14 protein-coding genes are annotated in these 21,275 nt (G+C 47.3%); 8 read left to right on the top strand and 6 right to left on the bottom strand.

All coding sequences use genetic code 11. The features are described 5' to 3' along the window. Window positions 1–65: 65 nt before the first annotated feature. Window positions 66–1,466, bottom strand: coding sequence for a DASS family sodium-coupled anion symporter (locus BM607_RS21075; protein ID WP_071940038.1), 1,401 nt, complete (start codon window positions 1,464–1,466; stop codon window positions 66–68). A gap of 610 nt (window positions 1,467–2,076) precedes the next feature. Here BM607_RS21075 and BM607_RS21065 point away from each other — a divergent pair. The 3 genes from BM607_RS21065 to BM607_RS21055 all read left to right on the top strand — a co-directional run bounded on the left by BM607_RS21065 (window position 2,077) and on the right by BM607_RS21055 (window position 5,459). Beyond that, complete coding sequence (locus tag BM607_RS21065) at window positions 2,077–3,243, top strand: MFS transporter (RefSeq protein WP_006084339.1); 1,167 nt, start codon at window positions 2,077–2,079, stop codon at window positions 3,241–3,243. 334 nt (window positions 3,244–3,577) lie between these two features. Then, a complete protein-coding gene (locus BM607_RS21060; protein WP_071940039.1) occupies window positions 3,578–4,279 on the top strand; it encodes a pseudouridine synthase in 702 nt (233 codons plus the stop codon). Window positions 4,280–4,571: 292 nt separating this feature from the next. Further along, complete coding sequence (locus BM607_RS21055; protein WP_006079914.1) at window positions 4,572–5,459, top strand: SPFH domain-containing protein; 888 nt, start codon at window positions 4,572–4,574, stop codon at window positions 5,457–5,459. A 109-nt stretch (window positions 5,460–5,568) separates the two neighbouring features. Here the strand turns inward: BM607_RS21055 and BM607_RS21050 are convergent, their stop codons facing one another. Both BM607_RS21050 and zntR read right to left on the bottom strand, forming a co-directional pair. Further along, a complete protein-coding gene (locus BM607_RS21050; RefSeq protein ID WP_071940040.1) occupies window positions 5,569–7,071 on the bottom strand; it encodes an SO_0444 family Cu/Zn efflux transporter in 1,503 nt (500 codons plus the stop codon). A 2-nt stretch (window positions 7,072–7,073) separates the two neighbouring features. Further along, complete coding sequence (zntR, locus tag BM607_RS21045) at window positions 7,074–7,589, bottom strand: Zn(2+)-responsive transcriptional regulator (protein WP_012588694.1); 516 nt, start codon at window positions 7,587–7,589, stop codon at window positions 7,074–7,076. 352 nt (window positions 7,590–7,941) lie between these two features. On the opposite strand from zntR, the gene purH reads away from it, so the two are divergent. The 4 genes from purH to BM607_RS21025 all read left to right on the top strand — a co-directional run bounded on the left by purH (window position 7,942) and on the right by BM607_RS21025 (window position 14,776). Continuing rightward, complete coding sequence (purH, locus tag BM607_RS21040) at window positions 7,942–9,540, top strand: bifunctional phosphoribosylaminoimidazolecarboxamide formyltransferase/IMP cyclohydrolase (RefSeq protein ID WP_071940041.1); 1,599 nt, start codon at window positions 7,942–7,944, stop codon at window positions 9,538–9,540. 130 nt (window positions 9,541–9,670) lie between these two features. Further along, entirely contained in the window at window positions 9,671–10,969 is a 1,299-nt protein-coding gene (gene purD, locus BM607_RS21035) for a phosphoribosylamine--glycine ligase (RefSeq protein ID WP_071940042.1), read from the top strand. A gap of 177 nt (window positions 10,970–11,146) precedes the next feature. Further along, window positions 11,147–14,377: an ImpA family metalloprotease gene (locus tag BM607_RS21030; RefSeq protein ID WP_071940043.1), complete on the top strand. Its 3,231-nt coding sequence runs from the start codon at window positions 11,147–11,149 to the stop codon at window positions 14,375–14,377. A 171-nt stretch (window positions 14,378–14,548) separates the two neighbouring features. Continuing rightward, window positions 14,549–14,776: a hypothetical protein gene (locus BM607_RS21025; protein ID WP_006079908.1), complete on the top strand. Its 228-nt coding sequence runs from the start codon at window positions 14,549–14,551 to the stop codon at window positions 14,774–14,776. Window positions 14,777–14,794: 18 nt separating this feature from the next. On the opposite strand, the gene BM607_RS21020 is transcribed toward BM607_RS21025, so the two are convergent. The 3 genes from BM607_RS21020 to hemE all read right to left on the bottom strand — a co-directional run bounded on the left by BM607_RS21020 (window position 14,795) and on the right by hemE (window position 19,748). Further along, window positions 14,795–15,598, bottom strand: a complete 804-nt coding sequence (locus BM607_RS21020) for an SDR family oxidoreductase (protein ID WP_012090367.1) — start codon at window positions 15,596–15,598, stop codon at window positions 14,795–14,797. A gap of 75 nt (window positions 15,599–15,673) precedes the next feature. Next, window positions 15,674–18,253 carry an EAL domain-containing protein gene (locus tag BM607_RS21015; RefSeq protein WP_071940044.1) on the bottom strand — a complete coding sequence of 860 codons (2,580 nt, stop codon included), beginning with the start codon at window positions 18,251–18,253 and terminating at the stop codon, window positions 15,674–15,676. A 430-nt stretch (window positions 18,254–18,683) separates the two neighbouring features. Next, window positions 18,684–19,748: a uroporphyrinogen decarboxylase gene (gene hemE, locus BM607_RS21010; RefSeq protein WP_071940045.1), complete on the bottom strand. Its 1,065-nt coding sequence runs from the start codon at window positions 19,746–19,748 to the stop codon at window positions 18,684–18,686. Between the two features lie 457 nt (window positions 19,749–20,205). Between hemE and BM607_RS21000 the strand changes: the two genes are divergently transcribed. Then, the gene (locus BM607_RS21000; RefSeq protein ID WP_006079903.1) at window positions 20,206–20,685 is read left to right on the top strand and encodes an Rsd/AlgQ family anti-sigma factor; all 480 of its coding nucleotides are present in this window, start codon (window positions 20,206–20,208) and stop codon (window positions 20,683–20,685) included. Window positions 20,686–21,275 lie beyond the last annotated feature (590 nt).

The following is a 21,275-nucleotide window of genomic DNA, read 5'->3' as shown; positions in this document are numbered from 1 at the left end:
CGCTCCCATAAAAATACCCAGACTCGCTGGGTATTTTGTTTTACGTGGATCTCAATCTACTGACATCAGATATCCCAAAAAACATGGGCGATAATGCCTAGCACTATCATGCTGATAAAGTTGATGATCATACCTACTCGCACCATTTCCGATTGCTTGATATGGCCAGAACCATAAACGATCGCATTGGGCGGCGTCGCCACTGGCAGCATAAAGGCGCAGGATGCGGCAATACCAATCAGCACAGATAACATCACAGGCGATACGCCTAATGCCTCGGCAATTGCAGCAAATACAGGCACTAACAGTGCGGCGCTGGCGGTGTTACTGGCAAACTCGGTCAGCATCACCACAAAGGCAATCACTGCAAAGACGAACAACGACATGTGCGTACTGCCGAAAATATCTGTCATCCAGTGGGCTAAAAACACGCTGGTGCCTGTGGTTTTCAGTACCGCGCTTAGCGTTAAACCGCCGCCAAACAGTATTAGTACACCCCAATCTGTGGTCGATTCAATCTTCTTCCAGCCAACTAAGCCTAAGCCCGCGAGCAAAACAACCGCGCCTAACGCTACTATGGTATCGAACTGAGTAATGCCACCTAATGCTTTAGCTAATGGCACACTGAAAATCCAGCAACATACTGTCGCGAGGAAGATAAGCAGGGTGAATTTACCTTGGAACGTCAGCTTCTGCGCTTCAACTTGCACATCGAACTTGGCAGAAAGATCCGGCTTAAAATACCAATACAAGGCAATCAACATTAATGGCAACATGAGGATAACGGTCGGAATACCAAACTTGAGCCAATCACTAAAACTCAAGCCAACTTGCGCCGCAGCAATCGCATTCGGTGGGCTGCCCACTAAAGTACCGATACCGCCGATGTTGGCCGAATAGGCAATCCCGAGCAGTAAAAACACATAAGTACTGTGGTATTTTTCGCGGTCTAGTTGCTGCAAAATCCCGAGTGCCAATGGCAGCATCATCGCCGTGGTGGCGGTATTGCTGATCCACATAGAGAGCAGTGCTGTCACCCCGAACAGCATAAAGCAAGCGATACTGAGTTTGCCCTTAGAGGCTAACAACAACTTTTGGGCGATTAAGGTATCAATCTTTTGATGGTGTAAGGCCGCAGCCAGTACGAAGCCACCGAAGAATAAATAGATGATAGGATTTGCAAAGCTACTCATTGCTTCTTTGGTTTCAAACACCCCAAAGAATACCGCGAGTATAGGCACGAGAATCGCAGTGATACTGATGTGAATTGCTTCGGTCAACCAAAGAATGCCAGCGAAAACCAGAATCGCCAGACCCGTATTCACCCCTTGTTCGAAAGGTAAGCCGTAATAGAGTGCAAATAACAGCACAATATCCGCCGCTAGGATCAGCATTTTCTTTTTATCGAGCCCCTCGCTGACCGGAGCTTTGTTAGGTGGAACAGTGCTTGAATCTGTTGATGACATGGTTACAACCTTAATACCATTTTATTTTGACGCAAATTTAGGGCATAGATCACACTTGGCAAAGCGGTTTATTTTGTAATTTTATCACCCAGCAACAACATTTATTGCTGAGACAGCGCGCAGAAATAGCCGATTCGCGACAATAATCACCAAATTCTGATCGACACCTTTGTTTTTAATTTTCAAACGAGCAAAGATCGAACAAAACCTTACCCATGCTGTAATTTTATTAATGTTTAAAACTGCGATATAGATCACGCCACGCTTTCTACCAAGGTGATAAACAGCCAATTCATCATACCTTCTTATTATTTGTAGGATTCGGTATGAGCCTCCAAATTTGGCACTAAGTTGAATGTGTTTGGCGCTAAATCGAATATAGCTCTCGTTGAACGGGCACTAAAACAGCGATGCAGTGAAACCACGCGTTCAACACAAACCCATTGCAACAAAGCAACATAGAAAACCCAATATCTACATGAATAATAAACACAAATATTATTCACCACCACAGTCAATCTAACTCACTTTACCCTGTCAGCGATCCAGCCTAAAGTCGCGACCGCAACCCTGCCTAGCGTATAATATTTGTCTGTTTTCGGAACCGCCCGTGGAAAAAATTGCCTTAACTCAGTCGGCTCAAAAGCCCAGTCTTTTCGTCCCCGTAGCAGGGTTAAGTTTGTTTGCTTTGGCATCTGGCTACTTGATGAGCTTAATCCCACTGTCACTCACTTTTTTCGAACTCAGCACTTCACTTGCCCCATTACTTGCCAGTATTTTTTATTTAGGTTTGCTGCTCGGAGCGCCTTGTATTGCTCCCATTGTTTCCCGTATCGGTCACAGTAAAGCTTTTATCCTTTTTTTGAATATCCTGCTTTGCAGCGTTGTCGCTATGATATTAATCCCCAAAAGTGGCGTCTGGTTAGCTTCTCGACTCGTCGCGGGATTTGCGGTTGCAGGGATTTTTGTGGTGGTTGAATCATGGCTATTAATGGCCGATACCCAAAAGCAACGCGCTAAGCGGCTTGGGCTTTACATGACAGCGCTTTATGGCGGTACTGCCATAGGACAATTAGCCATAGATTATTTAGGTACAAAGGGCAATCTACCTTACTTAGTGGTCATGGGATTATTAGCCGCGGCAAGTTTACCTGCGTTATTGGTAAAACGCGGTCAACCTCAGGTAAGCGAACAACAGTCAATGTCATTGTCTGCGCTAAAAAACCTAAGTCAGCCTGCCATTATGGGATGTTTAGTCTCTGGATTATTGCTCGGCCCTATCTATGGTTTACTGCCCATTTATGTGGCATTAGATATGGGGCTTGATCAGCAAACAGGACAATTTATGGCCCTCATCATAGTGGGTGGCATGCTAGTACAACCTTTAGTCAGTTATTTATCTCCTATATTTAACAAAAGTGGCTTGATAGTGAGCTTTAGCCTACTGGGCGTCGCGGCATTATTGCTACTCAGTCAGCATTCAAGTATGACGCTGATTATTGGATTTCTATTGCTTGGCGCCAGCGCTTTTGCCCTTTACCCGATTGCAATCAGTCTTGCTTGTGACAACTTGCCTGCTAGCCAAATGGTTTCAGTGGCGCAAGTGATGCTGCTGAGCTATTCGGTGGGGTCAGTGATAGGGCCATTAGTTGCCAGCAGCTTTGGCCAAACGGAGTTCGGCTTACTCATTTATTTAGGCATATGCTGTATTCTGAGCAGTATTTACATTTTTGCTCAATTACTTATTAACACTAAGCCCAGTTTTTCTTCGCCTTAAAAGCCCCCATAAAACACCTTGCACAGCTACTTAAATAGACAGCCACTTAATTAGAAGCGACTTAATAGACAGGCACTTAATAGGCAGGCACTCAATAAGCCGCCACTTAATGAACCGCATGTTCATCGAGTGGCTCAAATAGAAACACCTGCGCTAAAATCAACACAAAAAGAGCAGCAAGATGATCCTCAAAGGTCATTAAGCTAGAAAATATAATAAAATCAACACGCTTAGTTTTAACATTTATACAGAGCAGTTGCTTATCTTCCCTGAGTCGCGATAATGCTGCTTACTCGAACACCCGTGCTCACTGCTCTGCCTGAGATTTTTCACTATGCGCCTCGATAAATTCCTCTGTAAAAGCACAGATCTTGATCGTGATGCAGCAAGTGTCGCCATTATTAACGGCTCAGTCACAGTCAATGGCGCTATCGCGACAGACTGCGCGATGCAAGTGCATGAAAATAATGCCGTCTGCTTTAATGGGAAGCCGCTAGCGCCACGTCCATCCCGCTATTTCATGCTGCACAAACCCGCCGATACCTTGTGTTCGAATGTAGATGGCGCCTACCCTTCGCTGTTTCATCTGCTCGATATCGAGCACGCATTTGACCTGCACATCGTTGGTCGCTTAGATGCCGACACCACAGGCTTAGTGCTACTCACAGACGATGGCCGCTGGTCGTTTAATATTATCTCGCCTCAATATCAGTGCGAAAAAGTCTATCGTGTAACACTACGAGATCCACTCGACAGCGAGGCGACTGCAGCCATAGCCGCAACGTTTGCCGCAGGGCTGCAATTACAGGGTGAAACGGCCCTCACTCTACCGGCAACACTGCAGCAAGTGGATGAAAAAACCGTGCTACTCACACTCACCGAAGGCAAGTTTCATCAAGTTAAAAGGATGTTCGCTGCCGTGGGCAATAAAGTGGTTGCCCTGCACAGGGCACAAATTGGCGCAGTTACCTTAGATGTGGACGTTGGAGAATGGCGCGAGTTAACCTTAGCTGAGATAGCCTCCTTCACAGCCTAAGCTGTTATAGCAGAACAATTTCCAGTGATCATTTCAGTGTTGTTCATTCAATCATTCCTACAAAGTCATACCTACAAACAGTCTAGAGCTGGTTACTGAATTCCATCACTAAGGCGCAGCAAATACATCGCATGTCACGTCATTCCGACAGTTATCGAATTGTTGCCACCACTTCACCATTCAGTTACATTGCTTTTTAAAACACAGCTCACTTAGCCACCTAGTTGAAGGCTAATCGAGCACCACGCCTGACTCACGTTTTATCGATACTGTTACCAGCAAAGGAAGCTAAATGATTAAAAATGAACTCAATCTACCGAGCTCAATCGGCCTCAGCAAGATTATCCCCATCGTTATTCTGTTAATCCTCTTTATTTCTTTATTTGGCAGTTGGTATACGGTTGACCAAGGTGAACGTGGCGTACTGCTGCGCAACGGTAAAGTTATTGGTACTGCAGAACCTGGGCTTGGTTTTAAAATCCCACTGATAGACACTGTGGTGAAGATTTCAACCCAAACGCACACAACCAGTTATACCTCGCTGCAAGCCTATAGCCGCGATCAACAACCCGCGACACTTAACGCATCGGTGACTTTTAGCGTACCGCCAGACCGCGTCGAAGAAGTGTATGCTAACTTCAAAAGTATCGATGCCATGGTCACGCGTCTGCTCGACAGGCAAGTGCCGACTCAGGTTGAAAACATCTTCGGTAAATACACGGCGATTTCTGTGGTGCAAGAGCGGATCAAATTCGGTATTGATGTGACCAGCGCGATCACTAACTCGATCAAAGGTCCGGTGGAAATCAACTCAGTGCAGATTGAGAATATCGACTTTTCCAACGCCTATGAAAAATCCGTCGAAGACAGAATGCGCGCCGAAGTAGAAGTGCAAACTCAACTGCAGAATCTAGAGAAAGAACGCGTCAGCGCGCAAATCGCCGTCACCCAAGCGCAAGCACAGGCCGACTCGCAATTAGCCCGCGCTAAGGCTGAAGCCGAAAGTATTCGTATCAAAGGTGATGCAGAAGCCTCTGCAATTAAGAGCCGCGCCGAAGCGCTGGCACAAAATCAAAACTTAGTTGAATTAACCAAAGCGGAAAAGTGGGACGGCAAACTACCGACAACCATGCTGCCGACAGGCACCCTGCCCTTTATCGATGTGAAAAAAGGCAACTAAGCTTAGGTTTAGCACGAGCAAAACATAAATCGACAATAAAAAATCCCAGTGTTAGCCCTAACACTGGGATTTTTATTTACTCGATAATACTGAGCGGAGTATGAGCCAATTAAGAACAGCAATCGTTGCGGCGGATCCAGCTTCTAGGGATCTTTTCAAACACTACTTTCGCCATGAGTAACGCCAGTACTATGCCAGAGGTTGCCACTAGCCACTGAGGTAACATTTGGTGCTGCTCACCAATCTGTGGCATCACCACAAAGCCAAAGCTATCCACCAGATAATTGACCAATATGCCCGCGACTAAGGCCACGCCAATCACGCCGCCCAGGTATCCCCACAACGCACGTTTGCCTAACTCTTTAGCCACCACACCTAAGGTTGCGATATTAGTCGCAGGGCCCGCCATCATAAACACTAAAACTGCCCCCGGTGACACACCCGCCAGCAATAGTCCGGCAGCAATCGGTGTCGATGCCGTCGCGCAGATGTACATAGGCACAGAGACCAACACCATCACTAACATGGCTAAGATACCGTCGCCCCATTGCGCCAAAAAGTCTGCTGGGACATAGGTTTGTACCAGTGCAGCGAAGAATAAGCCCACCAGCAGCCACAAGGTAGTGTCACGCACTAAATCCGTTGCCGCATATTTAAGACCAATACCGACGCGGCTTAAGACGGATTGCGACTTTAACTCAGTCGCCATATCTTGAGTCGAGGCGCAGCAGCTATCCGCTTTACCTTGGGTTTGAGAACCATGGCCGTGAGCACTGTGATCATGTGTTCCAGACTCGGCTTTATTTGAAGTACCGCAACAGGCACCTTTTTTCACCACAAGGATTTTCTCAGGGGTGACAGATTCAGCTGTATTACTGGCGCAGCATGAAGCTGTTTTCTCAGCTTTTATCACGCCGACGTTCGCAACACTGCCGCCATGAGTCGTCATTAGGCTAGACGTTGCAGCCATAGGCGTCATTTTGATCGCACTCTTAGGCTCAGTCTTCTGCTCACTATCAGTATGACTTTCATTGCCGCAGCAGGATGCAGCCGCTTTAATAGGCGCTAAAGTTGGCTCTTTAGTTGATGAGCAACAGCTTTTAACCGGTTCGGCTTTAACAGCTTGAGACTGAGTAGCAGATTTCGACGCACAGCAGGCAGCCACGGGTACGTCGCTAGCTGACTTGGACTCTGACTTAACCGCAGGCTTGCCATCATCGTCATCGCGGCCAACGAGTAAGCCAGCCACAATCGCACTGGTAATCGCTGCAATCGGTCTGACGATCGCCATAAAGGGGCCGAGTAACACGTAGGAAACGGCGATTGAATCGACGCCTGTTTCTGGCGTCGACACTAAAAAGGAGGTGGTTGCCGCTTTCGAGGCACCTGAACGGCGCAGCCCTACCGCCGCAGGAATCACGCCACAAGAACACAAAGGTAATGGTGCACCGAGCAGCGCCGCCTTCACCACAGTTTTAAAACCGTGACCGCCGAGCTGCTTTTGCATCCACACCATTGGTACGAATACTTTTAATAGCCCAGCCAGGATCAGGCCCAATAACAACCAAGGCGCCGAGTCTAAAAACAGATCAATAAAATTCTTCAGTAACATAATTAATTCCCTGACTCATCATGGATTGTTTTGCCGTGAGTATGCTGGTGCGACTCATTATGATGTGCTTTGTGCTGATTTCCATCATGAGAATGATGCTCAACGCGTACCCGCTCAGTACTGGATTCCAACGCCTCTAAAATCGAGCAATGTTCGGCGCTGCGCGGCCCGCCACAACAGGCATCGGACAGACTTTGTAAACTGGTTTGAAAATGATTCAGCTCGGCGATTTTGGCCTGCACTTGGGCCAATTTAATATCAACCATACCCTTCACATCGGCGCAGACGCGATTAGATTTATCAAGCTCAATTGAAAGCAATTCACTGATTTCATTGAGGGTAAAACCCACGGCCTTCGCCCGTAAGATAAAACGCAGTCGCGCGGCATCGGCCTCGGTATACACTCGATAGCCTGACTCGGTACGGCTCGACGGCGCGAGCAGACCGTGCTTCTCGTAGAATCTCAACGTGTCGGCTTTCACCTCACACAAATCCGCCAGTTCACCAATACGATACATGTCTTCATCCTTTGCGAAATCGCGCCCAACTCAGGGGGAGTTTCCAGCATACAACTCAATAATACGAGTATAAACCTTGGAGCCTACTCCAAGGTCAAGGGGTAATTCATACTTTACATAAAGTCGGCCGAGTCACGTCACTTTGTTCTGATATGAATATTGTGAAATCACGCAGAAAAAACACCCGTAAATCGAGTTTTACGTTAGAATACGCGCGCCGTGATGAAGGGATAAAAAGTTAGCTAATAAAGTAAAAATAGGACCAAGGGACTTTTGGAAAGCGGTGCAGCGCTAAGGCTGTTCTGTTTTCCGAAAGATCCTTGAAACTAAAATAACTGGACCCTGTACCCAAATGACTGCTGCAAATAATGCCAGACCCATTCGTCGCGCGCTGTTAAGCGTTTCAGATAAAACCGGAATTCTCGAGTTCGCCAAAGCACTTCACGCCCAAGGTGTGGAACTGTTATCAACTGGCGGCACCGCTCGCCTGTTAGCGGATAACGGCGTGCCTGTTATCGAAGTATCTGATTACACAGGACACCCTGAGATCATGGACGGTCGCGTTAAGACGCTGCACCCTAAAGTGCACGGCGGCATTTTGGCGCGCCGCGGTCTTGATGAAAGCGTGATGGCCGACAACAATATCAATGCCATCGATCTGGTTGCGGTTAACCTTTATCCTTTCGCTGAAACTGTTGCTAAAGCCGGTTGTACCTTAGAGGACGCTATCGAAAATATCGATATTGGCGGCCCAACTATGGTGCGCGCAGCGGCAAAAAACCACAAAGACGTCACCATAGTCGTTAATGCCGCCGATTACTCACGCGTACTGGCAGAAATGACGGCTAACAATGGCAGCACGACCCATGCGACGCGTTTCGACTTAGCGATTGCGGCCTTTGAGCACACCGCAGGTTACGATGGCATGATCGCCAACTACTTCGGTACTATGGTTCCAGCACACAGCACGGACGAATGCTTTGCTGATTCTAAGTTCCCACGCACGTTCAACACCCAATTAGTGAAGAAGCAAGACTTACGCTATGGCGAAAACAGCCATCAAGCGGCGGCCTTCTATGTCGACACGAAAATTGATGAAGCCTCTGTGGCGACGGCAATTCAGTTGCAAGGCAAAGCCTTGTCTTACAACAACATTGCCGATACCGACGCCGCTCTTGAGTGCGTAAAAGAATTCAACGAACCCGCCTGCGTTATCGTTAAACACGCTAACCCATGTGGTGTGGCCTTAGGTAAAGACTTGCTCGATGCCTATAACCGCGCTTATCAAACAGACCCAACTTCAGCCTTCGGTGGCATTATCGCCTTCAACGGCGAGTTAGATGCTGCGACGGCGAGTGCGATCGTTGAGCGTCAATTCGTTGAAGTGATTATCGCCCCAAGCGTCAGCCAAGCGGCGCGCGATGTGGTTGCGAAAAAGACCAACGTGCGTTTATTGGAATGTGGTCAGTGGAACACTAAGACCCAAACCTTAGACTACAAACGCGTTAACGGCGGCTTGTTAGTGCAAGATCGCGACCAAGGCATGGTCGGCTTAGAAGACATCAAAGTGGTTTCTAAACGTCAACCTACGGCAAGCGAACTGAAAGACTTAATGTTCTGCTGGAAAGTGGCGAAATTCGTTAAATCTAACGCCATCGTTTATGCAAAAGACGGCATGACTATCGGTGTCGGCGCAGGCCAAATGAGCCGCGTTTACAGCGCTAAAATCGCTGGCATCAAGGCCGCCGATGAAGGTTTAGAAGTAGTGAACTCTGTGATGGCATCCGATGCTTTCTTCCCCTTCCGTGACGGTATCGATGCCGCAGCGGCTGCGGGCATTAGCTGCATCATCCAACCGGGTGGCTCAATGCGCGATGCAGAAATCATCGCCGCAGCAGACGAGCACGGCATGGCCATGGTGATGACGGGCATGCGCCACTTCCGTCACTAATCGCCACTAAGCAGCCAGCACTCAATCAGTACTGGCTGCTTTTTTGTTTTACCACTCTTTGTTTTACCGCACTCTGGTTTCGACCACAGTGTGCCTACACAGAACATAAAACTCTAAGGGATGACTTAACATGAAAGTATTAGTTATTGGTGGCGGCGGTCGCGAACATGCCCTAGCGTGGAAAGCTGCACAATCGGCTCAAGTTGAAACTGTCTATGTTGCGCCAGGCAATGCGGGCACAGCCCTAGAACCTAATGTTGAAAATCTGGCGATCAGCGCCACCGATATTCCTGCTCTGCTCGATTTTGCGAAAACCAATAAGATTGAACTGACCATAGTCGGCCCAGAAGCGCCATTAGTGATGGGCGTGGTTGATGCATTCAACGCGGCAGGTTTACCGATTTTTGGCCCAACGAAGGCGGCAGCTCAGCTCGAAGGTTCAAAAGCCTTCACGAAGGACTTTTTAGCCCGCCACAATATTCCAACTGCGGGTTACAAAAACTGCACTGAAATCAGCGACGCTAAAGCCTTCGTGCGTGAATTAACGGCCACAACAGGTTATCCAGTGGTCATCAAAGCTGACGGTTTAGCCGCAGGTAAAGGCGTGATTATCGCCCAAAACCAAGCTGAAGCCGATGCTGCAATTGATGACATGCTCGCAGGTAACAAGTTTGGCGATGCGGGTTCACGCGTGGTCATTGAAGAATTCCTTAAAGGCGAAGAAGCCAGCTTCATCGTAATGGTCGATGGCAAAAACATTCTGCCAATGGCGACCAGCCAAGATCATAAAGCTCGTGATAACGGCGACTATGGTCCAAACACGGGCGGCATGGGCGCTTACTCGCCAGCACCTGTCGTGACTCAAGCGGTACACGATTGGACTGTGGCAAACGTGATTCGTCCAACGGTTGATGGCATGGCCGCAGAAGGTAATGTCTACACAGGCTTTTTATATGCTGGCTTGATGATATCACCCGATGGCAGTGCCAAAGTGCTTGAGTACAACTGCCGCTTCGGCGATCCAGAAACTCAGCCAATCATGATGCGTTTAAAGTCTGACTTAGTGGAACTGTGTTTAGCGGCCACCCGTGGCGAATTAGATAAAGTGACAGCTGAATACGACGAGCGCGCAGCCGTGGGCGTAGTATTAGCCGCAGGCGGTTACCCAGATGAGTATCGCAAATTTGATGTGATCGATGGTCTAAGCCTTGGCGATAATAATGGCAAAGTGTTCCATGCTGGCACTGAGATGAAAGACGGCCATGTAGTCACCAACGGCGGTCGCGTACTCTGCGCCACTGCACTGGGTAACACAGTGACCGAAGCGCAAAAAGCCGCTTATAAATTGGTTGATGAAATCCACTGGGATGATGTGTATTTCCGTACCGATATTGGCTACCGCGCGATTGCACGTGAACAGCAAGACTAATTGCTAGGCGCGTTAAAAAACCGGCCAGAAGCCGGTTTTTTTGTGCCTGAATTTTGACGAGCGTCAAATATAACATCATGATTTTCAATAAAATTACATAATTAATTCTATTGCAAATTGGAGCGACGAGATACAATGTCAATCAAATGTTAAATACCTAAATATAAAGGACTCCCAATGAGGATTAGACTGCTGTGCGCCTCCATCGCCATACTGCTTAGCGGATGTGGTGGCTCAGAAGATGCTGGCACGACCACACCACCGACTCAGCCGCCAGTCCAACCTCCCGCGCCGGTGCAATACATTGCTAGTAGTGTGTCAGCAAATGGCGGAGCCTTAGATCCAAGTAGTCAAAAAGTGGAGTCGGGTAAAAGCGCTATTTTTAGCATTACTGCCGATATTGGCTTTACGCTTGAGGGCATTACTGGCTGTGGTGGTACGCTCAATGCGCTAACTTACACCACGGCGGCAATAACGGCAGATTGCACTATCACGCCGACATTCATTACTAATGCCGAAAATGCCATTAAGCACCAAGACCACAGGCTTGCCAGTGCGAGTGAGTTAATTGATTTCAGCATCGCCGAACTCGCTAATATCGACATCGAACGTAAAGCCCATATAAATCAGCTATATCAAGGTGTCGGTAGCAGCATCTCTTGGCACCCGACTCACGACTCAATTACCTTTTCGAGCTTTATGCCAGAGAACACTTTTACTGTTTTGCCATCGAATGTCGATGGCAGTGGTGCAAGCACGGTTCGCGGGTTAGTGATGGCAGGCGAGCAACAGGGGCAAAGATATGCAGCCATGGGAGGAAATCTCTTTTCCGTCAACACTTCAGCTCAAACCGATACTTTGCTGAAAAATCTTTTAGGCTGGCTGACCAAAGGCGCCGATAAAACCGACGGCCTCAGTATAGTGACCACGCAAATGCCGAGCAAAGCCGACAGTTGGTACTTTCCCCATAACGAAGATATTCGCACTTGGCTTGCAAACAACTACCCCGCAGCCCATAGCATTAATGCGGCAAACACCTGTGACTACAGTGAGTTAAGCAACTGTATCGACACACTCAAGCCCGATGTGATAGTGATTAGTGACATAGACCGTCAGTCCCTCGGTTTTGCAGGCATTAAAGCTGCTATCGCTAAGGCCAAAGCGGCGGGCATTCCCTTGCTACTCTCAAACTACTGGCGCAATCAAAGCCCAATGCTATCGCCGCTTTATCTTGAAATGGGGCTTTCAACCTCAGGTAATTATTGGTCAAAGCTGAATGCCAGCGACCTCAGTGTGACTGATGTTTTGGCCGAAGATACCGCTTTGACCAAGGTAAATAATTTGCTCGGCAAGCTCAATGAAGCAAGCTTCGATACCTCAGTGCTTAACGACTGCACAGGCAATTATCTCAGCTGCAATGCTGCCGCCTTTGTTGACTCGTTCAAAGCGGGCGCAGATTGGTATCGCAGCAATGCCGAAACCTTAGATAACAACGCAATTGATGTGTTTACCAAGGCAGACTTCCCTTTGATGAAGGCCGGACTGTTACTCGCCGATAAGTATCGCAGCGAGATTGATTACCCCATAGCCTACAGCGAGCACGCACAATGGCAGCAAGCCCTGTTTGCCGATTGGACCGTCAGCTATGCCCGCGTCCATAACTTAGCCCAGCCAGATTTGGGTGAATATGTCACCGACAGAGCTAACCTCAGCAAGGGCAGCAATGCGCACTACGCTTACCCTGCGACAGTCTCAGAGCGTAAAACCATTAGTGTGCCCTATGCAGGCCAATGGACGACTACAGGCTGGTATGCACTGCCGGGTCAAACCATCAAATTTACTCGCCTCGATAGCAGCGCTGCGAATGTGGAGATCAAACTCAACTACCACAGACGTAACACTAACCGCGCCTATGAGCAGAAAATCTATCGCGGCCCATTGGAGTTGACACAGCAACGCCTGCGCTTAGCACAAGGGAAAAGTATTGAGTTTTCCTCCCCCTACGGCGGGCCGATTTATCTATACATCAATGGTGATGCTTCGAGTGTTGATGGCGCGTTAAGTGTTGATGTCAACGCTGAGCATGTCGCTAAACATCCGACCATTATGGATTTCTCCAATCCAGCTGAAATCGCGGCCTTTAACGAACGCATTCAGAATACCGAATTACCCCATGTGGACTTGCGCACCGATGGTGCAGAGCAGCATCTACGTCGCGACCGCTTCTTAAACGCCATCGGTACCGATGTGCCTGATGTCAACGCGCTGCTCAACAGCATTGTCGATGACCATATCAACAGCGTTTACACCTTAGCTGGCCTTAAAATTCAAGGTAAGAGTTTAACTGAGTCCTTACCCGCCGATGTGCTGGCGGCCTGCAAAGGACTGTTTGGCGACGACTGTATCGACAATAGTCTGCATACCCGCACTATTATTCAACACGCCAATTATGACCAAAATGCCCAGTGCGGAGCCGGTTGTAGTGGTAATCCTTGGGATGCGGCATGGAATATCGACCCAACGGGCTGGGGTGATAACCATGAGTTAGGCCATAATCTGCAAACGAACCGCCTCAATGTGCAATATGCCGCGGCAAACAATAGTGACAACTGGGCAGGTTATAGTAGTCGCGCGGGGGAAAACTCCAACAATATCTTCCCTTATGTAGTGAAGTGGAAAACCCATTATCTGCGCGATGGCAATACAGACACAGTGACCGATGGCCACATGAACCACAAAGATCTCTTCTATGTGTTTATGTCCGATGCCGCAGGTACAACAGACACTAGTGGTAAACGCGTAGTGTTTGGCGCCAATTGTAAGGTGCTCGATGCAAGTGAAGACAGATACACAGCGCCTTGGTCCAGTAATGCTTATGCTGTGCATAACGGTTATCGCATGGCGTTTTACATCCAAATGGCGCTTAAGGCTCACGGCATAACGCTCAGTGACGGCACCATGCTGAACAATGGCTTTGATCTCTTTACCTTGCTGTATCAACACAGTCGTATTTTCGGCAAATATGCCAATAACGCCAGTGATTGGGAAGCGAACCGCAGCAAACTGGGCTTTAGCCAATTTCCGTTTGACGGCAATAGTGTCTACGGCGGCAAAACCGTGAAAGATATCCCCGGCAACGACTTTATGCTGGTGTCTTTGAGTCAGCTCACAGGCAAAGATTGGCGTAGCCACTTTGATATGTTGGGTCTGCGCTACTCAATCCTTGCAGCCGCGCAAACGGTCGCTAATGCGACCTTGGGTACTATGCCCATGGGCATGTATGAGCTAGAAACCGACTTGCCGCCAGCGAACATGAGCCAAGGTTTAACCTTTGTGCCACTGTCACTCACTGATGGCACTACACAGTGGAAAGGCGTGGGTTCGCCAACCCAGTGTACCAAACCATAAGTGCGCTAAGCCTTAATCGCGCTAAGATACTAACGCCACTGATAAACCTCGCTCTGGCGGGGTTTATTTTTACCTGAAAAATGTGACCTAAAGCACATACCTAGGCTCAGATGACGTGCACCATTTAACTTCTTATATTTTTAACAATCATGAAATTAATGAGGTAAATATATGGGCTATTCGATAAAAGATCTTATTTATCAAGGCGAAAAATCAGGTGTGCATAACTGGGGAACGCTAGAAGGAAAGAGTTTTTACTGGCATCCAGATTGGTTTCATATTGCAGAGGATATGACAGGTCATATGGCCACTGCCACTATCGACAAACAAGGAGAAAAAGCAACGCAAAGCGAGGCTGAACAGTCAATCATTAAGCATCTCAATAAGAGTGGTAAATAGCTTGTAGTGGCAAAGATTTTAGTGCCCGGAGGCGATCGCCCTGCGGGCAATTTTGTCGATTAAACCTGGCGCGATCAGCTTAAGCCAACGCCCCAAACGACCGCGAAGTGAAGTGATAAATTGTCGGCCTCGAGTCGCAATCACAGGTAACATCATATTGGCGCATTGCTCGGCCGTCAGTATCTTAGCTTCTTGCATCGGTGACTTGCCTAAAGGATTGCCCGCACCATCAAGGGCGCGTTTGTGAATTTGTGACACCACAAAATCAGGGCAAATTACCGTCACTGCCACATTATCGTCCGCGAGCTCAATCCGCAGTGAATCGAAAAAGCCAATCACGGCATGTTTAGATGCAGCATAACCGCTACGAGTGGGTACGCCTGTTAATCCAGCGACGGAGGCCACAACGACCACTTGGCCCTTACTGGCCTTTAAATGGGGTAAAGCGGCATGGGTCAAATACGCAGGCCCAAGATAATTCACCCGCATAATGTCTTCAAGTACAGACAGTTGAGTAAGCTCATCGAACCGTGACCACATGGTCATGCCGGCATTATTAATTAAAATATCGAGATGTCCGTAATGCGCGACCGTGGCTTCAATTAAGGCTTCGCACTGTTCAGCACGAGAAACATCGGCAGCGAATACAAAGGGAGGTAAACCATAATTAGCGATTTCTAAGGCGAGTGAAGCGAGACGTGTTTCATTGCGTGCACTGATCACGAGCTGGCAGCCCATTCGCGCCATTGCCACAGCGAGTGCTCGACCAATACCTTCTGAGGCACCCGTGATAATCACGACCTTACCAGTGAGTCCATCCATAGTCATTCCTTTGTTATCGCTATGTTAATTACGCCTTTGGCTAAATTGGCATAATCACGCTAAAAGCGCAATCCTTCACGCGCGTTGTGCAAGCCTCATCTCATATTGTTCACGATAATTAGCTAAGGGTTGTGGACGTCCTATTGCATAACCTTGCGCGTAGTTAATGCCGATGCTCAATAATCTGTCGATAATATCTTGATTTTCAACAAACTCGGCTACGGTTTCAATCCCCATAACCCGACATACATCTTGAATCGATTTAACGATGGCGTAATCTTTAGCGTTCACGGCAAGATTCTTGATAAAACAGCCATCGATTTTGACATAATCGACAGGTAATTCACGCAGATAGCCGTAAGAGGCGAAACCACTACCAAAATCATCCAAAGCAAACGAGAAACCGAGCTTACGTAACTGCTTCAACATTTCCATACCACGATTGCGATTTTGGATCGCGGTGGTTTCAGTAATTTCAAAACAAATACATTGACTTGGGATATCAAAAATATGCTGCTGCTGGGCGATATATTCCACCATACCTTCGGCGCCTAAACTATTGCCCGAAAGGTTGATCGAAATACAATGATCAGGCCAAAGCACCGGGTGCAAAGATAACCATAAAAAGGCTTTGCGGATCACTTCTTTATCTATGTCAGGCATCAGCTTAAAGCGCTCAGCCGCGGCAATAAACTGCGCAGGCGCCAAAATACGGCCACAGGGTTCTTGAATTCGCAGCAGGATTTCCATGCGTTGTCGCTGCGGACCACTGCCTAACCCACGGATCGGTTGGTAATACAGAATTAGCTCGTTTTCTTCAATCGCCTGCGCGATACGTACCGCCCACTTAGGCGCGTTTCTTTGGTAAGTGAGCTCTTTATCTTTATCATCGTAAAAATGAATTTGATTGGCGCCCTTAGCTTTAGCGGCAATGCAGGCAATATCCGCGTCTTTCAATAATTCTTGTGCATCAATATAGGGCGCACGACCAAAGGCGACACCTATGCTGAGGCCGACTTTATAGTTACAGTTTTTGTCATTCAGCACTTGCAGCGAGACTTGTGCGATCATTTGTTTGAGTAATTGCGCCACAGATAAAGCACTGCGATTACAAATCACTAAACCGAACTCATCGCCACCAAGGCGCGCCAACAGCTCCTGTGGCCCAAGACAAGCCTGCATAGCCTTAGCCACCATAGCGAGCATACGATCGCCTGCAGTATGGCCACAGCTGTCGTTAATCAACTTGAATTGCTCTAAATCGAGATAACAAACCGCGATGGTTTTAGCTGAGGCAGCAAATTGAGGGAGCTGTTCATCAAACGCCTGACGATTTAGCAACCCAGTAATGCTGTCGAAATTGGCTCTTTTTTGGAGTTGGCGCTTAAGCAACTCTTCTTGAGTGATATCCCGCAATACCACGACAGTGCCGACAATAACTTTATCGTGATTACGCAAATTACTAATGCTACGTTCCATAATCCGCGGTGTAGCGGTCAATAACTTGATTTTCTCGACCTGTGGTGATGACTCGCCAAGACGAATACAAGTGAAGACCGCCTGATTCAACTGATCGCCAGCCTTTAACAGGCTCGCGAGGCTCTGATCTAGGGCATAACAACTGGCGACATCCAGAAGCGACTCGGCCCGCGGATTCATATAAATCACTTTGGCATCGACGTCGGTTAAAATCACAGCTTCTGCAATAGATTCTAAGGTGATTTTCGCGCGCTCTTTCTGCTGATAAATTCTGGCCAGCAAGCTATTAACGCGGCTGGCAAGCACTTCTAATTCCTCATTACCCTCACTGGTGACAGGTTGATAGACACTGGACATAGGATCGACCAGCGCCAATTGTCGCATCAAGTTTTTAAAGGGTTTAAGTAAACCAGAACGCAGCCAAATATAGCCAAGGCCAACGATAAATACGCCAAAAAGAATAAACCCAAGCGATACCCAATCGAGCTTAAATTTCACCTCTTGGAATGGGCCCTCGGAGAACTGCACTTGCAGGTAAACAGGTTTGTCTTTTAACAGGCTGGGTATTTCAATGGTGTCACTATGAACGCCCTCAACACTTGCCGTGACAGCGTTAGAGTGACTCATAGTCACCTTAGTCACCAATAAGGCCTGCGCATACTCTAGTAAGTCATTATTGGTCAACTGGCGCACTAGCAGCACAGACTCATTAGGCGCAGAGGCCACGGCAGTGATGACAAAAGTCTGGTCACCAATCAAATAAGCGCCTGCTACACTGGGTTTATTAGCATTGATGATGGCGCTGGCGATTTCATGCAACTTATCAGAGGCAAAGGGATTTTCATTGGGGAAAAAAGTGTGCAGTTCACCTTGGCGTAAAATATACCAACTGAGGTTGGCCGACATTGAGCTATCGTGCCACGAGGATTCTAGTTTCTTAAGTTGCTCTTCGTCTAACTGAGACAAAGGTAAGGCGTAGATATTCGTGAGAAAGGTTAAGCGGTCGACATCAATTTGAAACTGCTGCTGGATATTAGCAAGCTCACGGTTAGCGCTGTCTTGGCGCAATAGCTCGACGCGATGGTCATACCAACAACCCAGACAATAGGAGACAATGACCACCGCAGGGAGACAAAAGCCCGCAATAAATACCAATATTTTCTTGCCAATGTGCATCTCATACCACGGCTTATTCTGACTAAATCGATCGACGGCTTCGCATAACCCTTCACTGCGCCATGCAACATATCTCATTTGCGAATAGTATTAAACATCACTTAGCTTTAGTCGTTGCTAAAGTAGACATTATTATGCAATTAAATCAATTTAAGCGCTTTGATTTAACACATTAAATTGATTAATAAACACTGACGACATTTATTTTATCCAGACCCTATGCGATAAATCAGGTGTAACAAGAGAGTATTGAAGTTGTTTTTTTAACGTAATACTCATTAAGCTTGCCGACGAGATAAACCACCGCATACGCTAATCCATAAAGGCAAATCCATAAAGATAGCTGCGCGAGAAATTTTCAATTTTATCAACTCTAAATGTCAGAAATAAAACTGGCCCGCAAGCGGGCCAGTTTTCGCAAATCTGAAAATTACTTATGGTATTGCTTTGATTGTTCGTGAACCGCCTTAATAAAGGCGCCAGCATGCTCTGGATCGACATGCTGATGGATACCGTGGCCTAAGTTAAATACATGACCAGTACCTTCACCATAACCCGCTAGGATATGGCCCACTTCTTCTTCGATGCGTGGAATAGGTGCATACAACATTGAAGGGTCCATGTTGCCTTGCAGGGCCACTTTATGGCCTACACGGCGACGGGCATCGGCAATGTCTACCGTCCAATCTAAACCGAGCGCATCACAACCTGTTTCTGCCATGGCTTCTAACCATAAACCGCCGCCTTTAGTAAACAGCGTCACAGGCACTTTACGGCCATCGGCAAAGCGTGTCAGACCATCAATAATTTTCTGCATGTAACGCAAAGAGAACTCACGATAAGCTGAGTGCGATAACGCGCCGCCCCATGAGTCAAAAATCATCAAAGATTGTGCGCCGTTGGCGACTTGGGCATTCAGGTATAAGATCACTGAATCAGCTAGCTTGTCTAACAGCATGTGTAATGCCATTGGCTCAGCGTAAGCCATCTTTTTAATTTTTTCGAAGGTTTTGCTCGAGCCACCTTCAACCATATAAGTGGCTAAGGTCCATGGCGAGCCAGAAAAGCCAATTAACGGCACAGCGCCATTAAGCTCACGGCGAATAGTGCTCACGGCTTTCATTACATAGCCAAGCTCATCTTCTGGATCTGGGATTGATAGCTTTTTAATTGCATCGATAGTGTCTGTAGGGCGCTCGAAACGTGGGCCTTCACCCGCCTCAAAATACAAACCTAAACCCATAGCATCAGGCACAGTTAAAATATCGGAAAACAGAATCGCCGCATCCAGATCATATCGGCGTAGAGGCTGCAGCGTAACTTCACAGGCAAGCTCGTGGTTTTTACACAAAGACATAAAGTCACCCGCTTGCGCGCGCGTGGCTTTATATTCAGGAAGATAACGGCCAGCTTGACGCATCATCCACACAGGGGTCACATCGACTGGCTCTTTTAGTAGGGCGCGTAAATAACGATCATTCTTTAATTCTGCCATTGGGCTTGGTTCCTAGTCTTATTGAGATCCGCTGGGTCGGTAGTTTAGCATTTACGCGAATAATGTAACCTTTATGTGCTAATTTATGTGAGCTATTCCCCATCGCTGGCGTCGATTTGACCACATAAACCGGAAAATGTTATCCAGATAACATACTGCTCATTTATTCGTAACGAAGTCACACTCAGACAGAAAAAAGTTGCGCCGGTTCCCAGCCTTTGGTATAAAAAGTCTGCGCTAGCAAGAACAATCAAGAAGCTCGTCGCATCGAGCCTGCTATAAACTTTACTCGCCCAACGATAGGTTTCTATCGTTGGGCTTTTTATTTGCATTTTTTGATGCAAAACAGCTGGTTTGTCCATTTCGTCATTCACGCAAATTCGCATGAAAAGAGTTGATCGATTAGCGACTTGTCCCTACATTAGAGTTATGTGCTGGCACTTAAATGGAATGCATCATGCTGAGAGAACTCGAAAAAGCAGAACAGAAATGGGGCGGTTCAAATAAGCTTATTGATCAATGGCTAAAAAACCGTCGAAAACTGTTAGTGCATTACTGCCAAATTGCCGGACTTCCGCCTTACGGTAAATCAGAAAAATCGCTGCCCTCGTTCGAACACGTTAAATCTTTCTGTGACTTATTAGTCGACTATGTGTCTGAAGGCCATTTTGAAGTCTATGACAGAGTCGTTAATGCCTGTAGTGAGTATGGCGAATCGAGCAAAACGCTCGCGCAACAAGTATTGCCAAAGATCACCCCAACCACGAATGCGGCATTAGACTTCAACGATAAATATGCGGAAACCCAAGACGATCTCGTGTTATATCAACTCGATAAAGATTTATCTGAACTTGCCCATAATATGGAAACTCGCTTCGAACTCGAAGATGAACTACTTGAAGTACTCCACCGTAAGCATTCAGAACACACCCAGTAAGCCTCAATCAATTCAAGCGCACTTTGTTGTATCCTGTGCGCTTATCTTGTCGCCAATACTTATAACAGCCGTAAAATACCCACACAAACTCACGATTGATGACTCACAATCAGTCAGCGGCGAAATGTTTGCTCAAATAATTAAACATGAAATACCCTATATGCATGCTACATCACACTAGTACGCTATAACGCCTCTGTTGAGCGTGACACAACCTAGTGAGTGATGGCCAAGACTGCTCTGTAAAAGCGTTATTAGCGGCATACGCTGATGGTGCAGAAAGATATAATAGACATCCGCGGCGCTATGGCGCACGATCTCAACAACTCGTCACCGTTCTTATGCCTGACCGAACCAAATCCCATTCAGTAAAATCTCTAGCTCAGACAGTTATACCAATTGTATTGGTTATGTTCACGTTAACTGTTTCTGCATAGCCAATATAATTGATATAGAATCATTTTTAGCGTGTTGAATATAGCAATCTACAGCCGCAAAAAAGCCAGCTTATTCAGCTGGCTTCGTTACATCTCAATGAGATAATTAGGCGCTTGGCGATGACCTACTCTCACATGGGGAGACCCCACACT

The organism is Shewanella sp. SACH, assembly GCF_001887095.2.
GTDB lineage: Bacteria > Pseudomonadota > Gammaproteobacteria > Enterobacterales > Shewanellaceae > Shewanella > Shewanella baltica.
The sequence above is the reverse complement of the archived record's forward strand: the minus strand, read 5'-3'. Positions and strand labels throughout refer to the sequence as shown.

What these genes read in the sequence shown, in the direction of transcription:
- BM607_RS21075 (WP_071940038.1), bottom strand. Translation starts at nt 1,466, where the DNA reads ATGTCATCAACAGATTCAAGCACTGTTCCACCTAACAAAGCTCCGGTC.
- BM607_RS21060 (WP_071940039.1), top strand. Translation starts at nt 3,578, where the DNA reads ATGCGCCTCGATAAATTCCTCTGTAAAAGCACAGATCTTGATCGTGAT.
- BM607_RS21055 (WP_006079914.1), top strand. Translation starts at nt 4,572, where the DNA reads ATGATTAAAAATGAACTCAATCTACCGAGCTCAATCGGCCTCAGCAAG.
- BM607_RS21050 (WP_071940040.1), bottom strand. Translation starts at nt 7,071, where the DNA reads ATGTTACTGAAGAATTTTATTGATCTGTTTTTAGACTCGGCGCCTTGG.
- zntR (WP_012588694.1), bottom strand. Translation starts at nt 7,589, where the DNA reads ATGTATCGTATTGGTGAACTGGCGGATTTGTGTGAGGTGAAAGCCGAC.
- purH (WP_071940041.1), top strand. Translation starts at nt 7,942, where the DNA reads ATGACTGCTGCAAATAATGCCAGACCCATTCGTCGCGCGCTGTTAAGC.
- purD (WP_071940042.1), top strand. Translation starts at nt 9,671, where the DNA reads ATGAAAGTATTAGTTATTGGTGGCGGCGGTCGCGAACATGCCCTAGCG.
- BM607_RS21030 (WP_071940043.1), top strand. Translation starts at nt 11,147, where the DNA reads ATGAGGATTAGACTGCTGTGCGCCTCCATCGCCATACTGCTTAGCGGA.
- BM607_RS21025 (WP_006079908.1), top strand. Translation starts at nt 14,549, where the DNA reads ATGGGCTATTCGATAAAAGATCTTATTTATCAAGGCGAAAAATCAGGT.
- BM607_RS21020 (WP_012090367.1), bottom strand. Translation starts at nt 15,598, where the DNA reads ATGGATGGACTCACTGGTAAGGTCGTGATTATCACGGGTGCCTCAGAA.
- BM607_RS21015 (WP_071940044.1), bottom strand. Translation starts at nt 18,253, where the DNA reads ATGCACATTGGCAAGAAAATATTGGTATTTATTGCGGGCTTTTGTCTC.
- hemE (WP_071940045.1), bottom strand. Translation starts at nt 19,748, where the DNA reads ATGGCAGAATTAAAGAATGATCGTTATTTACGCGCCCTACTAAAAGAG.
- BM607_RS21000 (WP_006079903.1), top strand. Translation starts at nt 20,206, where the DNA reads ATGCTGAGAGAACTCGAAAAAGCAGAACAGAAATGGGGCGGTTCAAAT.